Raw genomic sequence first — 20,433 nt, 5'->3', positions numbered from 1 at the left:
CTCCCACTGTCTGATAGTATCTTAGTCTTGTACGGCAGCTTTCGCTTTCTCTACCGCCTCATTGATATTACTGCAAATATTTTCTGCGCCAATCTTCTTATCGAATCCGGATTTTGTCAATACACGGTGTACATGTTCATTGACCCCGGAAAGTATCATATGGATATGCTCTGCCTCGGAAAGACGGAAAAGACTTTCCAAGTTATGCAGACCGGTAGAATCTATGAACGAAACCTTACGCATACGGATGATGCGGACTTTCGGTTTATCTCCCATACTTTTCATGATGCCGTCGAACTTATTCGCTACGCCGAAAAAGAACGGACCATCGATCTCGTATACCTCTACACCTTTAGGCAGGGAGAGGACTTCCTCGTCATGATGAATCTCGCCCTCGTCGGAAAGATCGATCTCATCCGTGGTGACGGATACATGCGTGGTCTCAGCCACACGGCGCATAAAAAATAACATGGCGATCAGAAGGCCGATCTCGATAGCGATCGTAAGATCAAAGATAACCGTCAGGAAGAAAGTCACCAACAAGACGGATACGTCGCTTTTCGGGTTTTTCATCAAGGAACGGAACGTACGCCACTCACTCATATTATAGGATACGATGATCAATACGCCAGCCAGACAAGCCATTGGAATGTGTTTGGTAAGCGGTCCGAGGAAAAGCAAAATCAATAATAATACGATGGCGTGAATAATACCGGCAACCGGAGTTCGTCCACCATTATTTATATTGGTCATTGTACGGGCGATGGCGCCGGTCACGGGAATACCGCCAAAAATAGGAACGATGATATTCGCCGCACCTTGGGCGATTAGTTCCGTATTTGAATTATGCTTGTCGCCTGTCACACCATCCGCTACCGTAGCGGATAATAAAGACTCGATAGCCCCAAGGATAGCGATCGTAAAGGCGGAGGGAAGCAATAAGTTGATTGTCTCCATATTAAACGTGATCGGAGCCGGGGCTGGCAAGGAAGCGTTAATAGTAAACCGGTCTCCAATCGTCTCGATACCTGTAATACCCAAATGATTACGCATAATGTAAACAACGATCGTCATGATGACGATAGCGATCAAGGAACCCGGAATTTTCTTCGTTAGCCTCGGGCTTAACGTAATGATCAGGATACTAATGATACCGATAACGAATGCCCAAGGGTTAACCGTATCGAACGCCCCGAAATATGCGATCCATTTAGAGATGAAATCGGCGGGGACTTTATCCATAGTCAATCCAAATAAGTCTTTCATTTGTGTCGTGAAGATAGTGATAGCGATACCACTCGTGAAACCTACGACAATCGGGTAGGGGATAAACTTAATCACGGTACCGAGCTTCAGCACGCCCATCAATACCAGAATAATACCCGCTATGACGGTAGCGATGGCAAGCCCTTCGATACCGAAGTTCTGTATAATGCCATAAACGATCACGATAAACGCTCCGGTAGGTCCGCCGATCTGTACGTTGCAGCCTCCTAAAAGGGAGACAATGAATCCACCGATAATAGCCGTGATCAATCCTTTCTCCGGACTTACCCCGGAGGCGATACCAAAAGCGATGGCGAGTGGTAGGGCAACTATGCCGACAATTATACCCGCCATGAGATCCGTCATGAATCTCTCTTTGGAATAATTTCTCAGCGCCGTAAAGAGTTTGGGCTGAAAATCAAATTTGTTCTTCATTTTTCTTCTTGCCTGTTTGATTTGAGGATGCAAAGTTAATAAAATAAAGAAGATGCAAAAAATCTAAAGACGCATTCCGGTTTTGTGTAAACAATTTAGGAGGATTTGTTGTTTCATTGTATAAAGGAGGAGAAGTTTTTCCTTGATAAATAAGTGATATCTATTGAGAGATAGATATTATTTAATGTTTGCGTAATCGATATCTGGAAACAAATTCTTACTTTTGATCGGTCATGAGAAAAACGATATACAAAACAGACTCATTAATTTACTACATAAAATTAGCATTATGGAAAAAAGTATTAAAGGTACACGTACCGAGCAGAATTTATTGAAATCATTCGCCGGAGAATCTCAGGCAAGAAGTCGTTACACATTTTTCGCTAGCGTAGCCAAGAAAGAAGGTTACGAGCAAATCGCAGGTGTTTTCATGGAAACAGCCGAGCAAGAGAAGGAACACGCTAAACGTTTCTTTAAATTCTTGGAAGGTGGAATGGTTGAGATTACCGCTTCTTATCCTGCAGGCGTAATCGGAACAACCGCTGAGAACTTGGCAGCCGCGGCAGCTGGTGAGAATGAGGAGTGGGCTGAATTGTATCCTGAGTTCGCTAAGATTGCGGAGGAAGAAGGTTTTCCCGCTATTGCCGTAGCTTTCAAGATGATCGCAAAGGTAGAGGCTGAACACGAGAAACGTTATCGTAAATTGTTGGCTAACGTAGAGGAAGGTAAAGTATTCGAGAAAGATGAGGCTATCTTCTGGCAATGCCGTAACTGTGGTTTCGTATTCGAGGGTAAGAAGGCTCCGGTTAATTGTCCGGCATGCGCTCATCCGCAAGCTTACTTTGAACCGATGAAACAGAACTATTGATAATTAAAAGTTGAGAATTGAGAATTAACATAGCTAGTAATTCTCAATTCTCAATTTTCAATTATTTAATCGGTGGGTAATCAATCGTATAATGTAATCCCCGGCTCTCTTTCCGTTCCATCGCTTGACGAGTGATCAAATAACCTACATTGATCATATTACGCAACTCACATAATTCACGGGATGCCTTACAACGTTTGAAAAGGCTCTCTGTCTCCTCATATAAAATATCCAAACGGTTCCACGCACGGATCAAACGTGTGTTACTACGAACGATACCTACATACGCTTCCATGATCTGGTTTACCTCTTTCATGCTTTGGGTGATCAATACACGCTCTTCATTGGTGATCGTTCCCTCATCGTTCCATTCCGGTACATCCTGGTTGAACTCATAGCGATCCATGACGCTTAATGAGTGTTTCGCTGCGGCATCGGCATATACAACTGCCTCGATCAATGAGTTTGAGGCCAATCGGTTACCACCGTGCAAGCCGGTACAAGAACATTCTCCGATTGCGTATAGCCGGCGGATGCTGGATTGCCCGTTTAAGTCTACCTTGATACCTCCGCATAAATAATGGGCGGCAGGGGCTACCGGGATGTAATCTTTCGTGATATCGATCCCTAAGCTGAGGCATTTTTTATAGATATTGGGGAAATGTTTCTTCGTCTCTTCCGGATCTTTGTGCGTCACGTCCAAATAGACATGGTCTTCACCCCGTTGTTTCATCTCGCTATCGATCGCACGGGCTACGATATCACGGGGAGCCAAGGAAAGACGGGGATCATATTTATGCATGAACTCCTCTCCGCCAAGGTTTCTCAATACAGCTCCATATCCGCGCATCGCCTCGGTGATGAGGAAAGAGGGACGGTCGCCCGGATGATACAAGGCGGTCGGGTGGAACTGGATGAACTCCATATCTTTTACGGAGCCTTTCGCACGGTAAACCATGGCGATACCGTCTCCGGTAGCTACCAGCGGGTTTGTCGTATTCCGGTAAACGGCCTCGCAACCGCCTGTCGCCATAACGGTTATCTTTGACAAGAAAGTATGTACCTCGCCCGTATCCTCGTTCAATACATAGGCACCGAAACATTTGATACCGGGGGTATGGCGGGTGACGATAATGCCCATATGGTGCTGGGTGATAATCTCTACCGCATAATGGTTCGTGAATACGGCGATGTTGGGATGGTTGTTTACCGTTTCTATCAAGCTCGTCTGTATCTCGGCTCCTGTATTGTCGGCATGGTGCAGGATACGAAACTCGGAGTGTCCTCCTTCTTTATGCAGATCGAATTCTCCGCTTTCTTTCTTATCGAAATTAACTCCCCATCGGATAAGCGCCTCGATCTGGGCAGGGGCCTCGCGCACGACTTTCTCCACGGCTGCCCGGTCACTGATCCAGTCGCCGGCGATCATCGTGTCTTCTATGTGCTTCTCGAAATTATCTACTTTCAAGTTGGTTACGGAAGCGATACCTCCTTGCGCGAAATATGTGTTGGCTTCTTCTTGTCCGGCTTTACAGATAAGTGCTACGCTCTTGCCTTCATTGGCTACTTTCAGAGCGAAACTCATACCGGCGATTCCTGAGCCTATCACTAAGTAATCGAATCTTTGTACCATGTTTTCTACTGTTTAGGCTCACAAAGTTAGGGATTAACTGATTAGGTTGTTCCTTTTGCGCTTGCTTTTCGTACAAAATAAATATAGACTACAGGTTTTCCGGATAGAGCCTTGCGGGTTGTGTTACTGCAACCCGGCTTGCAGTGGAGGTCTTTAGAATTGGACGGATAATCCCAACGTGAAGGTACGGGCTACAGGATAGATGGAAGTGGTCTCGATACCGGGTTCTACGCCATTCACGTTGATATTAGCGGGATCGCCTCCGGTATATCCGGTAAGTGTAAATACATTATTTACCGAGAAATAGCAGCGTAACGATTGAATCCATTTATTGTCTGGGAGAGGGGACAAAAATATCATTATACGGGATTTAGCGCCGGTGCCCGTGGCTTTGAGACGGATTACTTCGGTTATAACAACCTGAAAGCGGGTGGTACAGTGAAATACGGAGACGTGACTTCTTTCCAAAACGAGAATCGTCTGGCCTCATTCATGGGTCGTTTCAATTATATGTATGACAACCGTTTTATCGCCACCGTGAACTTACGTGCGGACGGTTCCTCTAAATTGGGTATGAATAATAAATGGGGCTTCTTCCCTTCCGCTTCCGCCGCTTGGGTGTTGAATGAGGAGGCTTTCTTGAAAGACGTGGATTGGCTGAGCCAGTTGAAACTACGTGCGGGTTATGGTCTGACCGGTAACCAAGATGCTATCGAGGCTTATAACTCGTTGGCTTTGATGAGCCCGAACGGTGTGACTTCCGTCAATGGAAATTCTACCGCTACCTATGGCTTTACACGTAACTCGAACCCGGACTTGCGTTGGGAGGTGAAAAAGACATTCGATGTGGGTGTGGACGCCGGTATCCTCGATGGCCGCTTTACGTTGACTGCCGATTGGTATACTTCCAAGACTACGGATCTGTTGTATAAATACGCGGTTCCGGTTCCTCCGTTCGTATATCCGGAATTATTGGCGAACTTGGGAGAGATGACCAACTCCGGCGTGGAATTGGCTGTAAGCGGTGGTATCGTGAAGACAAAGGATTTCGATTTCAACATGGGCGTGAATTTCTCTTACCAGAAGAATAAATTGAACTCCTTGAGCGGTTCTTATATGGGACAAGAGTTGCAGGCGAAACAATATATGGATCTGTCCAGTATGAGTGGTGCCGGTTTCGTAGGAAACAACCGTGTGGTTTATCAGATGGTAGGCTATCCTGTCGGAGTGTTCTACATTCCTCGTTGCTTGGGCTTGACTCCGGCTTTGGATGAGAATGGAAACGCTATCGAAGGCCGCTATATCTACAACTTGGATCAGACGATCGATGGAAAAGAGGGTTTGGATACCAATGATGGTGGCGACCGTTATATCGCCGGACAAGCCATGCCGAAATATTATCTGGGAATGAACTTCAGCTTCCGCTACAAACGCTTTGACTTGATGACGCAGATGAACGGCGCTTTCGGTCATAAGATCTTCAACGGTACATCGCTAGCTTATATGAACTTGAGCCAGTTCCCTACATACAACGCATTGGCTAAGGCTCCGGAAAGCAAGATCTACGACCAGTCGATCTCTGATTATTGGTTGGAAAAGGGTAATTATTTGAATATCGATTATATTACGTTGGGTTACAACATCGATTGCAAAAAGATCGAGAAATACGTGAAGAATATCCGTGTGACATTCTCGGTGAACAACGTAGCTACGATCACGGGTTACTCCGGTTTGTCTCCGATGATTAACAGTACGACGGTCGATAAAGATAATAATGACCTAGGTATGGATAACAAACGTTTCTATCCGTTATCCCGTACGTATTCATTAGGTTTGAGTGTTAACTTCTAAATCCATTTAAAGAGTCATGAAAAAGAAATTTATATATAGCTTTATGATAGCCGCTGCCGCCGCGGCATTTTCTTCCTGTTCTAATTTTTTGGAAGAGCGTCCTACAGACGCGTTTGATGAGGAGACCGCGTTCCAAAGCCCTACGTTGGTCTATGTAAACACGGTTGCGAGCTTGTACAATAATATGTTTAAGATCATGGGTAACGACCGTCATGTATATGACTTGAATACCTTCTCCAGCGATGAGGCTATGCTCCCTTGTCGTATCGGCGACTGGGAAGATGGCGGTTTATGGCAGAATATTTTCTTACACCGTTGGGGCACGATGAATGATTTGACCAAGAACTCTTGGGATTTCTTGTATGAGCAGATCGGAAAATGCAACCAGAGTGTTGATAAGTTGCAAGCCTTTGCCGAGGAACAACCGGACGTGGAATATTTCAAGGTTTATCTGGAAGAGGTCCGTGCGGTCCGTGCGTTTTTCTATTATGAGTTGTTGGATTTGTTCGCTCGTGTTCCGTTGGTAACTTCCTCTACGACACCGATGTCTGAGGTAAAGCAATCTGAGCGTAGCGTTGTATTTAACTTTGTCCGTTCGGAGTTGGAGGAGGCGTTGCCTTATCTTTCAGATAACCGCAGTAACCAAAAGGGCGAGTATTACGGGCGTATTACCAAGCCGGTGGCTTATATGATCTTGGCTAAGTTGGCGTTGAATGCGGAGGTTTATGCGGACGACAATTGGACGGACGGCAATCGTCCGGCTGGAAAGAACATCAAGTTTACCGTTGACGGTAAAGAGATGAACGCTTGGGAAGCTACGATCGCTTATGTGGATAAGCTGGAGGCTTTGGGCTATAAATTGCAGGGAAACTTCTCGGAGAATTTCGCCGTAGCGAACGAGACCTCGGTTGAGAATATTTTCACGGTTCCTATGGACCCGGTCGCTTATCCGGACGCTAAGGACTACAATTTGGTACGTACCCGCCATTATGATCATGCAACCGCTTACGGCCAATCCGGATGGAATGGCTCTTGCGCTACGGTGAAGGCGATGAACGTATTTAAGTTCGGTACGGCGGATGAGGATCCTCGTTGTAAGCTTACTTATTTTACGGGCGAGGTGACCGGCCCGGACGGAAAGACGATCTATACGGAATGGGACGGACAGAAAGTTCCTTTGAAATATGAGCCGAACGCCCCGAAGGTATATATGGATGCCTCCGATGGTTTGTTGGTGAAGACCGCCGGAGCTCGTATGGCTAAATATGAGTTCGACCAGAATGCTCAGGATGGTGGAAACTTGCATGGAAATGACTGCGTGATCTTCCGTTTCGCCGATGCGTTGCTGATGAAGGCGGAAGCCAAGATTCGTTTGGGACAGAATGGAGACGATGAGGTGAACCAAGTTCGCAACCGTGTAGGCGCCAAACCGCTACAAAACGTAACGCTGGATACGCTATTAGACGAGCGTATGCTTGAATTAGCGTGGGAAGGCGTACGCCGGCAGGATTTGATCCGTTTCGGCAAGTTTACCGAGGCTACGGTAGACCGCTATGTAGGCGTGAAACATTCCGCCAGCTCACTGGATTATCAAGAGGATAAGACGGGATATACAACGGTATTCTCCATCTATGCCGATATCCTTAGCCTGAATCCTAACTTGACACAGAATCCGGGATATTAATACGATTCATTTTAATCTTTAAGGCTTTATCAGGGGGCTGTCCGTTATTGGGCAGCCCTTTCTTCTTTTTGCTTGATTTTCCCTAGTATCTTCGGGAATTTCCATATAAATAACAACGTACAGCAAATAGCGGCCGTGGCATCCGATACGGCTTCTGCCGCATATACGCCGGTTACCCCCATAAAATGAGGTAATAGTAATGCCAAAGGAATCAAGAGGATTACTTTACGAAGCAAGGCGATAAAGATAGATATCTTAGCTTGTCCCAACGCTACGAACATATTCTGGCAAGCTCGTTGTAAGCCAAAAATCGTCATACCCGCCAAGAAGATGGGCATGACCCAACGGACGGTATCGATCAACTCCTCGTCGCTTGTAAAAGCGGAGGCTACGGTTGAGGGGAATAAGATCATGAATAGCATGAGTATCAAGTTGAAAGAGAACATAACGATTAGCACGATACGAAAACAATCTTTCACCCGCTGTTTGTCTCCATGTCCGTAATTATAGCTTATGATCGGTACGAATCCTTGGGCGAAACCGGTCAGCGGTACGCTAGCGAATTGCATGGCACTCTGTAAGATAGCCAATGCGCTCACATAGATATCACCAAAATTTTTCAAACTACTATTCAAGACGAAACCCACCAGACTCTCCGTGCTGGCCATGATGAACGGAGAAATTCCCAAAGCGAACATCGAGAGTACGATTCTTCGGTCCAGTCTCATATACCGCCTTTCCAAAGGCAAGGAGGCACGTCTTGAGAAAAGGAAGCTCAATACCCATATGGCACTGCAAGCTTGCGATAGGATCGTGGCGAGCGCGGCGCCTTTTACCCCCATATCCAACCAGAAAATGAAGATAGGGTCTAATACGATATTCAATAAAGCCCCGATCAAAACCGAGCACATAGCGATAGACGGACGCCCTTGTGCGTTGATAAAGGCATTCAAGCCCGTGGATATCTCGACAAACAGAGTGCCCAGTAAATAAATAGAGAGATAATCCACCGCATATCCTAACGTATATTTTGATGCTCCTGTAAAAAGCAGGATCGGTTCCATGAAGGTATAGGTGATGAGGGAAGTGAATATAGTAAATAGGATAAGCAATATAAATCCATTTCCCACTATTTTTCCGGCCCGTTCCCGGTCGCCCTGTCCGAGAGCGATAGCCGCTAACGGCGAACCGCCCGCTCCCACGATAGCGGAGAAAGAAGAGATCAAGATCACGATGGAGGTGGTCACCCCTATACCGGCCAAAGCGTTTGTCCCGATCTCGGGAATATGCCCGATATAGATACGATCTACGATATTATAAAGTAAGTTGACAAATTGGGCCGCTACCGCCGGAAGCGCCATTTTGAAAACCAGCGGTAGCATACGTTCCGTACCTAGCCTAGCCTCGTATTTGTTCTTCATATTCAATCGGGATTTCAATTAAAATGGCTGCAAAGTTACAAGAACTTGTTGGATTATATAATCGAGTTCCATAAATTACCAGTTAATAAAAAACACTTAATATCTACCACATCTACAATTCCTTCTTATATGCCTTATAAATAAACATCTTATATAGTGGTTGTAGATAGAAAATATCTACAATTATCATTCTTTATCTACCATGTTTTGATAGAAAACGCAAGAAACCAAATTATCGTTTAGGTTCGTGTGTCGTAGTGCCTATATATGTAAAAGTAGTTTCTATTAGGGAAAACAAAAGTTTCGTGCTGAAGAAACTTTAGTTTCTATATAGGGAAACAAAAGTTTTCTGCTTGATAAACTTTTGTTTTTTACCATAAAAACTGCAAATGCTTATATGCTAATATTTTAAATACATAATACAACTAGTAGATACGTAGTGTGCCGCATCTCCCTACTGGCTGATTGTATCTCAAAATCACTATTGAAAAACAAATATTTTAGTGGTATTTATAAAATAAATTTTATAACTTGCGTTTAAGTTGTAAACTGTAATCTAAATGAAGAGAACACTAGGACTGACTTTGCTACTTTTCGCTACCCTTTTTTCTTGTATGCGCCAAGAAAAACCATTACCTGCGGAATTATCTCGTGCGGAATCTGTTATGTGGGAGCATCCGGATAGCGCTCTATCTATATTACGTTCTATGCCTCAATCATCACTTTCAAGCGGAAAGAACTATGCTACTTGGGCACTATTGTTGGCACAAGCCCGGGATAAGGTATATGGTAAACGCCTTCCGGATTCGTTGAATATCCCTTCCTCGGATAAGTTGGTTCAAGATGCGATGGATTATTTCGAGAAGGAGGGAAATTTGAAAAGAATGGCGCAAACGTATTATTATAAGGGACAGTTATTGAAGGATCAGAAAAAAATAACGGAAGCGATGCCTTTCTTTCTAAAATCTAAAGAAATGATGACAAAGTTGGATGAGCCGCTTTTTACTTATCTGATTTGCCAATCATTAGGAAATACGTATCGTTATCAAGATCTTTATGAAGAATCGTTGGTACAATTAAAGGATGCTTATCAATACGCATTACGATCAGGAAATGGAGAACGGATATCTTATGCTCTATCGGAGCTGGGAAGAACTTATGTGCATAAAAATGAAATGGATAGTGCCTTGTTCTATTTTGGTAAATCATTAGATAATGCTCAAAGGTTAGGTAATATAGAGCTCGAAGCTATGGCTATGGGAGAGCTAGGCGTTGTTTATAATAAATTAAGTCAAGGAGAAAAAGCTTTACATTACACTAGAAAAGAGCTTGACTTATGTTTACAAATATCTTCCTTACATAAGCTTCCTCAAGTATATTACAAGATAGGTAGTGCTTTTTGGAGTTTGGGGCAACTAGACTCTGCAAAGGTTTACTTTCAGAAATCGTTAGAAACAGACAATTTATATACGCTAAATGAAGCCTATGAGGTGTTATATTATATATGTGTAGAACAAAAACTTTACAAGGAGGCCATAGAATATAATAACCAATATCTTATTTACTCAGATTCGCTACAGGTAATAAATCATGCTGGAGAATTGGCTGAAATTCAGGCTCGGTATGATCATGAGAGATTGTTGAACATAAATAACCAGCTAAAACTAGAAAAAACGAATCAAGAGATAATCGGCTTGTTTGTCACTGCGGTTCTGTTGATTCTTATAATCGTCTATCAATATCGTGTATTGCGGAAGGAAAAATCTTTAGCGCATGCTAGAGAGCAAATACGAATTTACAAGGAATCGATAAAAGAGAATGAGAATCGTATAAAGGAAAATGAGCAATTGATCGCCACGTTAAATAATAAACAGCAGGAAATCGATGAGATTGTTTCAGAGAATAAAAGTTTATTGGATCAAAATGCGGAGTCCCATAAAGAGATAGAGAAATATGAAGAGCTACTGAAATCCTCATATAAGAAACTAGATGAGCAATTGCCTTATTTCGATAAATTGAAAGACCTAAAAGAGCATCCTAGATATCTGAAGGATGCAGATTGGTCATTAATCATAAACTGGACAAACTTGCAATACCATCAGTTCTATACACGGTTAGAGAAAGATTTCCCCGATTTCTCTGAATTAGATAAGCGATATTGCTGTTTAATCAAGATGGGGTTCAGTTCTTCCCAAATAGCTGTTTTTGCTAACTCTCTCCCCGAGTCTGTATCCAAACAGAAACAGCGAATCAAACAGCGAATCAAAAAAAGCAAACGAATGCCTTCCGACGTAAGCTTCTTGCTAGATCAATATCTCAAAGAGTACTAAAAACAGGGGATGTCCATATGCGTGTTTTTAATTTATTGATTATCAGTGCTATCTGGTCTTGATTTGTCCATGTGTGTTCCTTGACTATGTATGAAAATGAGTCTACATTTGTACTAGACTTTTATACAAAAGATATGCGTTTATACTCCATTATTATTCCTGTTTATAACAGGCCGGATGAGCTTGATGATCTGTTATCAAGCCTTTGCAAGCAAACCTATGTCCATTTTGAGGTTATCGTGGTGGAGGATGGTTCGGAGATACCAGCGAAAGAGATTGTTGGGCGATACCAAGGGCGGTTGGATCTTCATTATTATGTGATTTCGAACTCCGGCCCGGGTATGGCGCGTAATCATGGCGCTAGGCAAGTGCGTGGCGAGTATTTGTTAATACTAGATTCGGATGTGGTATTGCCAACTACATGGCTTGAGCATATACACGACTCGTTGAATCATTATCCGGTGGATGCGTTCGGTGGTCCGGATAAGGCGCATGCCTCGTTTTCCCCGATCCAGAAGGCGATCAATTACGCCATGACCTCATTCCTGACGACCGGTGGTATCCGCGGCGGGAAGAAAAAGTTGGATAAATTTTATCCCCGTAGTTTTAATATGGGAATAAGGCGGGATGTATATGAGCGTCTGGGCGGTTTTTCCGGCATGCGATATGGTGAGGACATTGATTTTAGCATACGGATCATGGAGGCTGGTTATCGGACCCGGCTATTTCCTTCGGCATGGGTTTATCATAAAAGGCGGACGGATCTCATGCAGTTCTTCCGTCAGGTGCGTCATTCGGGGGAGGCCCGGATCGCGTTGAACCGGAAACATCCCGGCTCATTGAAATTGGTACATTGCTTACCGGCATTATTCACGTTTTCAGTCTGTCTATTGGTTATCAGTTCATTCTTTTTCCGCTTGTTTCTGGTGCCTCTTATTATTTATGCCCTTTTATTGTTTGTAGACGCAATGTTCCGCAATAAATGTGATTTACGTGTAGGATCGCTATCCGTAATAGCCTCTTTTACGCAATTGTTTGGATATGGTACAGGGTTCCTTAGAAGTATTATTTGAATGTTTATCTATTTATATTTTAGAACAACTTATATGAAAACAACAAGACTTTTTTCTTTCTTAATTTTAATTAGTTTAGTATCAAACGCAAATGCTCAACTCCGGGTTCTTTCAAATGGACGAGTACAAGCAGGCCTTTTAAAAGACAATAATGAGGACTTAGGAAATGTAACCTCTATGCAGATATATGGTCGGATAGGGGATGCACGCGCAGGTTCGAAATTAACATTTGGTGATTTTGGACAATATGCGAATCAAGGTTGGAATGTGTTTGCTGGAGAATATGGAACCACGGATACGGATCAACTTTGGTTGCATGGGAAATTGGGTATTTATATGACTACAAATGGTTATGCTAACAATGTCGTGGCGTATTACAATCCGGCTAGTAATACTAATTTCGTGTTCAATACGAATCTTCGTGTGAATGGAGTGAATATAACTTCAGACGCTCGCTTGAAGGAAAATGTAGAGTCGCTGCAAAATCCATTAGCTCTTTTAGAGCAAGTGAATGGGGTCTCTTATTCATACAACCTCTCTACACTTGAGGAGAATAGGGAGCAGGATGAGTCTAAGTTCTCTGCCACATTGGATAATGGGATATCGGGAAGTTCCTCCGATTCAGAGGAGATTATGGATGCCGCTACTATCGCAAAGATAAATAGAGACAAACAAATCCAAGCAGAGATAGATCGAAGAGAGGCAGCGGAGGCTAGTCGTAAACGAATTGGTTTTTTGGCTCAAGACATACAAAAGGTATTACCCGAACTTGTACAAACGGATGAAAACGGGATGATGTCTATAGATTATATAGGTTTTATTCCGCTTATCGTAGAAAGTATCAAGGAGATGCAACAAACGATCCAACAACAGAATGAGGTGATTGATAATTTGCAAGCTCTACTATCGCCGGAGGTACAATCTCAATTACGTTCGAACACGACTTCCACAAGTAATATAAGTGCTCTGGATGGCGCAAAATTATATAATAGGGAAGGTGCTTCTGTCTCTTATACCTTACCGGCGACGTTTGTGTCTGCTAGTCTACAGATATTTGATGTCACAGGTAAACCCGTGAAAGTTATTAAGTTGGATAATGGAAGTAGTAATGTGGTAGAAGTAAGCCGTTCGGAACTTGGTTATGGAACGTTTATTTATACTCTTTTTGTGGATGGGAAGAAAGCGGATACTTTGAAGAAGTATGTAAGTCTGTAATCTCAAGGAATTAAAAATAGAAATAACAGAATCATAAATTCTTTGATATGAAAGAGAGAATCGTCTTTTTTACATGTATCGTTTTGACTTGCTTATTTTCCCCGTTATCATCACAAGAGGTTGACACGAGAAGCTGTGTGAGTACTTATACAAATCAGACAGTTTCATCAAGTGTATCAGTTTTGGGCTGTAATACGTTGGCTGTCCAAAATGTAACCGTGGCAAGTAATGGTAATTTATCTCTTTCCGCTCCGGCGCAAATTACGATTAATGGGCCTTTTGAGGTAAAGTCTGGCGGAATTTTGAATATTAGGCAATCCCAACAAATGATATTTACTTATACTTATGATGCGTCAGGAAATAGAACAACACGGCAATTTAGTGCGATGGCTTCATCTTTGGAGGCCGTTCCCGTAGACCAAGAGGAGGATTGATCAAAATATAATTTAAGTATACTTATAGATGAAATTAATATATTTATATACGATAGGGATATTTATCATGTTTATGTCCCCATCTTCTTATTTATGTGCCCAAGGAGTTGCTGAGAATAATCAATTTTTCGATTGGAAGGAAAGTGATTACAAGGCTTATGAGGATTCTTTATTGAAGGCTTTATATCCTCCGGTTATAGCGAAAACTGCAGAAAATCCGGAAAGGTTTTCACAGCAACCTCAGGCTTTTGTTCCTAAAGCCATATCTGATAATACTTACGTTCCGACTACAGTTACAATAGATAAATCGAAAGCTGTAGGAGAGATACCGATACAAACAGGTGTTTCCCCGACTGGAGCTAAAACCTATACGGTTCCCATACAGGTTTATCCGGGTATAAATGGATTTGAACCCCAATTATCATTGGCTTATAATAGCCAGCAAGGAAATGGCATCGTTGGTATTGGATGGGGTATTGGCGGTGTGCAATCGATCATGCGTACGAGTAGGAATATTTATTATGATGGTAAGCCCCAAGGAGCTTTACGTACGAAAGCGGATGCGTTCGTGTTAGACGGGATGCGTCTTATAAAGATCTCAGAGAATGCGACAACTATTAATTATGAGTCCGAGCAAGGCAATATAAAAGTAAAAGCTTTTTTGTCCGGCGATGTCGTGAAATATTTTGAGGTATTTTATCCTAATGGAACCAAGGGCATATTTGGATATGCCTCAAATACAAGCAATAAGATCTTTTATCCGATAGTTTCTTTGTCTGACTTGCGAAATAATCAGATCCTATATACTTATGTCGAGCAAGAAAACCATTACAGATTGACAAAAGTTGCTTATAATGGTGCCTCTGTGGAATTTCAGTATCAAGCCTCACGACCGGACCCCTTGGTCTCTTTTATAGGAGGGCTTAAGACAGGGGAAAGCTACTTGCTGGCTAAAATCATCAGTAAATTAGGCTCTACTGCGCTTTGTACGTATAGCTTGAGCTATAAAAACCAGAACAATAGCTCAGTTTTAAGCCAGATAGATTATTCCGCCTCCGGGCAATCTCTGAACCCTATAAAGCTTTACTATGGAGAAGGCATAACAGATGGGTCTTATGATAATGGTTCTGTCACACAGCTATATAATTGGTATGAATCAACGGATCCTGCTCGTATCAAGGTAGTGAAAGGAAGGTATGATTATGCGTCGGGGGCAGATGGTTTGATCTCTTTGCCTAATGAGAATCCCTATTGGGAGCATTACAGACATTCGACGGCTTTTCAGCATTCCCAGAATAGATATGACAATAAATTCACCGGAGAAGAGAAAATCTATCTTTATGCCGGATTGAATAGCGAGTACGCTTCCCCCATGCCCAATCTTACGACCGGAGCTAATTTTATCGATATCTTTTGTGCGGATTTGGAGGGAAAGCAAGAAGAGCATATCATAAAAGTAAACAATGGCGTTTCCGGTGATAATGATCAAGTGACTTTCCGTGTATATAGGGCCAGTTTGACTGTGGGATTGGTATCTAAATATACACGGACTTTTAATTTCCCGACCGTATTGACCGATGCGGATGGGGCAAAGAGCATACATCCTAAGTTTTATTATACAGGGGATTTCAATGGGGATGGAAAACAGGAAGTACTAGCGGTCTCTTGCCATCATCCTTTTGGAGAGACCAGTAAGACCTCTAAATGCTATATATTTGATTTGGAAAGTGGTAAGGTCTTATATCAGAGTTACTTGTTTCCCTATAACGTTAATTTTGTAGGCACGGAGCAGCCTGATCCTGAGGACGCATTTCAGAAAACAGATAGACTTCTGGTATTAGATTATGATGGAGACGGGAAAAGTGACATCGCTCTTATTAATGACTCCGGGATAAATATATATACTTTTGATGTTTCCGGTAGTACTTGGACGGGCCGAAAAGTCTCTACTTATACCGGATTAAAAAAGGTGGATCTAAAAGATCGCTCGCTGTTGCTGGGGGAGATCAACGGAGATGGGCTTATGGATTTGCTGGTATCTCCGAAAAAAAAGGATCCAGTCTATACGTGGGCCGCTTATAACTCGATGGGAGATGGACAATTTTATAAATCCACGTTTGCCGGTACTCAAAACTCGGGGATTTCTACGGATGGCTTTTTGCTACAAGATGTAAACGGGGATGGTATGACAGACTTGATCCGGTATCATAGCTCCGGTTTCTTCACTTACCTCGCTAAGAAAAATAACGTGGGTTCGGTTGAATGTGCCCAAAATTATACATCGAAATCAATCTTGATCCCGACTAATATAAACAGTCATAATTATTTTAGTCAATTGGTCAGCTTGAAGAATGGAGTGGTTACAAAATATTCATTCAAGAGGAATGACAATAAAGGCGTTTTGGCCACGGGTATGGCGAATAGTTTGGGAGTGGTCGAAAAGAACACATACCTGTTGATGAATGAGGAGGCCATATCTTCCGGTACTTATGCTAAGGGTGCGAACGCTGTTTTCCCGTATGTGGACATTCAAGAGTCTATTCCTGTCATAGCCTTTTCCAGTACTTATATGAAAGGTAGCCGGGTTGATAATTTCACTTTCACGTACCGAGGTGGTGTTATTCACCGCCAAGGATTGGGGTTTAGGGGATTTGAGAGTATATTCCGTACGAATTTGAAAGGGCAGCTTACGGAGCAATATTTTGATCCTTATAAATATGGCGTATTGAAGAGTGAGGTTTCACCTGAGGCGAAATTGACCTATAATTTTGCCGTTAATGTTCAAGCCAATAAAACGGTCAAGATACGTTTAAGCAATAAGACAGAGCAGGACTTGCTTAAGGGTATTACGGCTACTACCGCTTTTGTATATGATACTTATGGAAATGCGACGCAAGAGACTATCACTTACACTGGGGGTATTACGGTAAAAAAGGCGAACACATTTTATAACAATACGGCAGAGAGTGGATATCTTATTGGTTTCTTGACCGATCAGAGCGTGACTACTACTCGTAATAGCAGTACTTATACCGAGCGAATGAATATTCCTTCGCATACGAACGGCTATGCGAATAGCAAGGTGTTCTATAAGAATGGAAATAAAGCGAAAACTTACGAGTATGTTTATGATACTCCGGGTAATATCACAAAAGAGACGCTATTCTTGTATGGTTCGGATAAAGGGCTGAAGACCGAATATGCTTATGATACGAACGGTCGATTGAAAAAGGTGACAAACCCATTAGGACTTGCAAATGAGTTTTCTTATAATACGGAGGGGCGTATGTCTTCTGAGAAGGACCACCGGGGAAAGTCTACGGCGCATACGTATGATCCATTTGGTCGGGAGACAAGTGTCACGTTCCCTGATAATACTACCGCTACTGTATCTTACGGATGGTCGGAGGAAGGGACAAACGCTTTGTATGCCATAACCCGTTCTGTGACGGGTAAACCTACTACTAAAAGTGTATATGATGCGTTGAATAGAGAGGTAAGAACGGCCGAGACTCGTTTTAATGGCAGTTTTCTAAAAACGGATAAAATTTATGATAGTTATGGAAGGGTGCAAAAAGTCTCTCGTCCGTTTGCCGGTAGTTCGGCTACGGCTTGGAATATCTATAGTTATGATACGTATGATCGCTTAACCGCTATATCGGAACCTTCCGGAAGAAAAACGACTCATGGTTATAGCGGCAATAGTATAACAACGGTGGAGGATGGAATCTCTGTCAAGCGGACGTATGATGCGTTGGGCAATCTTATATCTGTGGTAGACCCAGCAGGAACGATTACCTATAATCTGCGTCCGGATGGACAACCTTCTTCTATCGTCGCACCGGGTAACGTGACTACTTCATTTGGTTATGATGGTTTCGGCCGTCGGACTAGCTTGGGCGATCCTAGCTCTGGTACGACAACTTATGCTTATGACGCATCCGGCAACCTATTGAAAGAGACGAACGCAAATAATAAGGTTATCAATTACACGTATGATACGTATAATCGCCTTAAAACGGCGACTTTACCAGAGTTTACGACTACATATACTTATAATGGCTACGATGAGTTGACGAAGGTCTCTTCTTCTGTCGGAACTTCCATTGATTATGTATATGATGCGTTGGGTCGTCTGTCGAGCCAGACAGAGACGGCGGTAGACAATAAATATTTACGAAAGGATTATACCTATAACGGAGGAAATGTAAGCTCTATTAAGTATACGTCTCAATCCGGAGTTTTGACAACCGAGAATTATAATTATGCGAATGGTCATTTAGTTGAGACCAAGCTGAATAACCAAACATCCATATTTAAGCTCACGAAAGAGAATGACATGGGGTTACCTACCGAGGTACGCTCCGGTGCCTTATCTCGTACCTATGGATATGACAGTTATGGATTCCCTACTTCCAGGAAGATACAGAAAACAGGGGTGACCACATTCCTCCAGAATATGGAGTATGTTTTTGATCCTGTTAAACGGAACTTGACTTACCGGAAAGACATTAATGTATCCCAAGAAGAGAAATTCTCTTATGATAATCTTAATCGTCTGACTTCCTACAAAGGGCTTATGGCAACTTATGATGCGAAAGGAAATATCTTAACCAAAGGGGATGTCAGTGGTACATTCGCATATAATACAAGTGGCAAGCCTTACGCCATATCTTCCTCTAGCGTGGCAAATGGTATTATGTCTTCCGCCACACAGGTTATTAGCTATACCTCTTTCAAGCGTCCGAACGCTATTACGCAAGATGGTAACGTGGCCTCGTTTACCTATAACGGCAATCAGCAGCGTGTGAAGATGCAGGTGGCTAAAGGGGGTAGCCGTTTGTTGACCCGCTATTATTTGGGGGATTGCTATGAGATCGATGAGACTCCCTCGGGTAATAAGGAGAAGTTGTATTTGGCGGGAGAGAATTACTACGACGCTTCGGCGGTATTGGTGAAGGATCATACGAATAGCTGGAAACTTTATTATATAGGTCGTGATTATCTGGGAAGTATCACGGATATCATCACGGAGGCAGGGACGAAATACGCGAGTTATAATTTTGACGCATGGGGTCGCCAACGTAACTCATCCAGTCACGTTTACATCCCTTCGGGGCAGGAGGTAGAATTGTTCCTTGGTCGTGGCTACAGTGGCCATGAGCATCTTAAGGAGTTTGGCTTGGTAAATATGAACGCTCGCCTGTATGACCCGGCTCTGGGTCGTTTCCTCGCTCCTGATCCGTTTGTCCAGATGCCGGACTTGTCCCAGAACTTCAATCGTTACAGCTATGCCATGAACAACCCGTTGAGGTATGTGGACGAGGATGGAGAGTTTATCCATATTATAATAGGTGCGGTTATCGGAGGAACAGCAAATTTGATCTATAAGGCTGTATCGGGTCAACTTCATAGTTTCAAAGATGGATTTGCCGCATTTGGTATTGGAGCCGCCGCCGGAGGTTTAGGTGCTGCTACGGGGGGATTGGCCTTTGCCGCCGCCGGAGGTGCCGCCGGGGGAATCGGAGGCTTTCTGGCTGGAGCCGCCGCAGGTTCGGCGAGTACAGCGGTGATGATGCCGGTCCAAAGTGCGGGTAACTCGTTGTATTTCGGGGATCAGTTTATGAGCTTGAAGGATTATGGTTTGGGTATTCTGGGTGGAGCCTTGACAGGTGGAATCGGAAACGGTACGGTTGCTGCCTTGAAAGGTAATAACTTCTGGACAGGTAAGGACGTTAAATTCGGACGGACAATCTTCTCGTTCAAGAACACGGCAACAAGACCGGCACCGGAGATGAGGTTGATGGAGGCTCCAGGAAGTGGGCTAAATGTGACGCAACCGGATATTAGTAATACCCCTAAATTAAATCCGGTAGAGACATCATCTCAGGTCGCTTCTTCTAGTCAATCTTCGGGTACGACTCGTTTTGTGACAACTCCAGATGGGGTAACTCATGATTTACAACCGACTATTGATAGAATACGGTCTGGAAAGTTGTTTACGTTTCGTCATGATGGGGCGATCTATTATAATAATGAAGGAAAGTTGCCAAATTTATCAAATGGTGTTTATAAAGAGTATGTTCATCCTACGCCTGGTTTGACAAGAGGAGCAGGGCCTATGAGAGTTATCACAGGAGGAAGTAAGATGTGGTTTACTCCAGATCATTATGGAACAATGATTCAAATCAAATTTTGAAAAAAGTTCGTTATAAGTATGTGA

General features: G+C 43.1%; 11 protein-coding genes and 1 pseudogene. 8 read left to right on the top strand and 4 right to left on the bottom strand.

From position 1 onward, the window contains the following. Positions 1-21: 21 nt before the first annotated feature. Positions 22-1,701, bottom strand: a complete 1,680-nt coding sequence (locus CI959_RS07560; protein WP_005860327.1) for a SulP family inorganic anion transporter — start codon at positions 1,699-1,701, stop codon at positions 22-24. A 289-nt stretch (positions 1,702-1,990) separates the two neighbouring features. Between CI959_RS07560 and rbr the strand changes: the two genes are divergently transcribed. Further along, a complete protein-coding gene (gene rbr, locus CI959_RS07555; RefSeq protein ID WP_005860325.1) occupies positions 1,991-2,569 on the top strand; it encodes a rubrerythrin in 579 nt (192 codons plus the stop codon). 61 nt (positions 2,570-2,630) lie between these two features. Here the strand turns inward: rbr and nadB are convergent, their stop codons facing one another. Both nadB and CI959_RS07545 read right to left on the bottom strand, forming a co-directional pair. Then, complete coding sequence (gene nadB, locus CI959_RS07550; protein ID WP_005860322.1) at positions 2,631-4,202, bottom strand: L-aspartate oxidase; 1,572 nt, start codon at positions 4,200-4,202, stop codon at positions 2,631-2,633. Between the two features lie 153 nt (positions 4,203-4,355). Then, positions 4,356-4,562, bottom strand: coding sequence for a hypothetical protein (locus CI959_RS07545; protein WP_009016546.1), 207 nt, complete (start codon positions 4,560-4,562; stop codon positions 4,356-4,358). Between CI959_RS07545 and CI959_RS07540 the strand changes: the two are divergent. Both CI959_RS07540 and CI959_RS07535 read left to right on the top strand, forming a co-directional pair. Next, positions 4,548-6,053, top strand: a pseudogene (locus CI959_RS07540) (TonB-dependent receptor); the annotation flags it as partial. The gene CI959_RS07545 and the pseudogene CI959_RS07540 overlap by 15 nt on opposite strands. A gap of 16 nt (positions 6,054-6,069) precedes the next feature. Further along, a complete protein-coding gene (locus tag CI959_RS07535; RefSeq protein WP_036616454.1) occupies positions 6,070-7,737 on the top strand; it encodes a RagB/SusD family nutrient uptake outer membrane protein in 1,668 nt (555 codons plus the stop codon). Positions 7,738-7,781: 44 nt separating this feature from the next. Here CI959_RS07535 and CI959_RS07530 read toward each other — a convergent pair whose 3' ends face one another. Next, positions 7,782-9,158 carry an MATE family efflux transporter gene (locus CI959_RS07530; RefSeq protein WP_005863698.1) on the bottom strand — a complete coding sequence of 459 codons (1,377 nt, stop codon included), beginning with the start codon at positions 9,156-9,158 and terminating at the stop codon, positions 7,782-7,784. 665 nt (positions 9,159-9,823) lie between these two features. Here CI959_RS07530 and CI959_RS07525 point away from each other — a divergent pair. The 5 genes from CI959_RS07525 (at position 9,824) to CI959_RS07505 (ending at position 20,409) form a co-directional block, all read left to right on the top strand. Then, positions 9,824-11,488, top strand: coding sequence for a tetratricopeptide repeat protein (locus CI959_RS07525; RefSeq protein ID WP_255223113.1), 1,665 nt, complete (start codon positions 9,824-9,826; stop codon positions 11,486-11,488). 134 nt (positions 11,489-11,622) lie between these two features. After that, on the top strand, positions 11,623-12,561 hold the full coding sequence (locus CI959_RS07520) for a glycosyltransferase family 2 protein (protein WP_057317228.1): 939 nt from the start codon (positions 11,623-11,625) through the stop codon (positions 12,559-12,561). A gap of 177 nt (positions 12,562-12,738) precedes the next feature. Further along, positions 12,739-13,776, top strand: coding sequence for a tail fiber domain-containing protein (locus CI959_RS07515; RefSeq protein WP_227211263.1), 1,038 nt, complete (start codon positions 12,739-12,741; stop codon positions 13,774-13,776). A gap of 47 nt (positions 13,777-13,823) precedes the next feature. Continuing rightward, positions 13,824-14,210 carry a hypothetical protein gene (locus CI959_RS07510; RefSeq protein ID WP_008778959.1) on the top strand — a complete coding sequence of 129 codons (387 nt, stop codon included), beginning with the start codon at positions 13,824-13,826 and terminating at the stop codon, positions 14,208-14,210. 28 nt (positions 14,211-14,238) lie between these two features. Next, the gene (locus CI959_RS07505) at positions 14,239-20,409 is read left to right on the top strand and encodes an RHS repeat-associated core domain-containing protein (protein ID WP_057317229.1); all 6,171 of its coding nucleotides are present in this window, start codon (positions 14,239-14,241) and stop codon (positions 20,407-20,409) included. Positions 20,410-20,433 lie beyond the last annotated feature (24 nt).

Origin of the sequence: Parabacteroides sp. AT13 (genome assembly GCF_002272965.1) — a bacterium.
Classification (GTDB): domain Bacteria; phylum Bacteroidota; class Bacteroidia; order Bacteroidales; family Tannerellaceae; genus Parabacteroides; species Parabacteroides distasonis.
Note: the sequence above shows the minus strand (reverse complement) of the source record. Positions and strands in the feature narration are given on the sequence as shown.

Coding starts and splice junctions, on each gene's coding strand:
- CI959_RS07525 (WP_255223113.1), top strand. CDS start 9,824: ATGTGGGAGCATCCGGATAGCGCTCTATCTATATTACGTTCTATGCCT.
- rbr (WP_005860325.1), top strand. CDS start 1,991: ATGGAAAAAAGTATTAAAGGTACACGTACCGAGCAGAATTTATTGAAA.
- CI959_RS07560 (WP_005860327.1), bottom strand. CDS start 1,701: ATGAAGAACAAATTTGATTTTCAGCCCAAACTCTTTACGGCGCTGAGA.
- nadB (WP_005860322.1), bottom strand. CDS start 4,202: ATGGTACAAAGATTCGATTACTTAGTGATAGGCTCAGGAATCGCCGGT.
- CI959_RS07530 (WP_005863698.1), bottom strand. CDS start 9,158: ATGAAGAACAAATACGAGGCTAGGCTAGGTACGGAACGTATGCTACCG.
- CI959_RS07505 (WP_057317229.1), top strand. CDS start 14,239: ATGAAATTAATATATTTATATACGATAGGGATATTTATCATGTTTATG.
- CI959_RS07510 (WP_008778959.1), top strand. CDS start 13,824: ATGAAAGAGAGAATCGTCTTTTTTACATGTATCGTTTTGACTTGCTTA.
- CI959_RS07520 (WP_057317228.1), top strand. CDS start 11,623: ATGCGTTTATACTCCATTATTATTCCTGTTTATAACAGGCCGGATGAG.
- CI959_RS07535 (WP_036616454.1), top strand. CDS start 6,070: ATGAAAAAGAAATTTATATATAGCTTTATGATAGCCGCTGCCGCCGCG.
- CI959_RS07515 (WP_227211263.1), top strand. CDS start 12,739: ATGCAGATATATGGTCGGATAGGGGATGCACGCGCAGGTTCGAAATTA.
- CI959_RS07545 (WP_009016546.1), bottom strand. CDS start 4,562: ATGATATTTTTGTCCCCTCTCCCAGACAATAAATGGATTCAATCGTTA.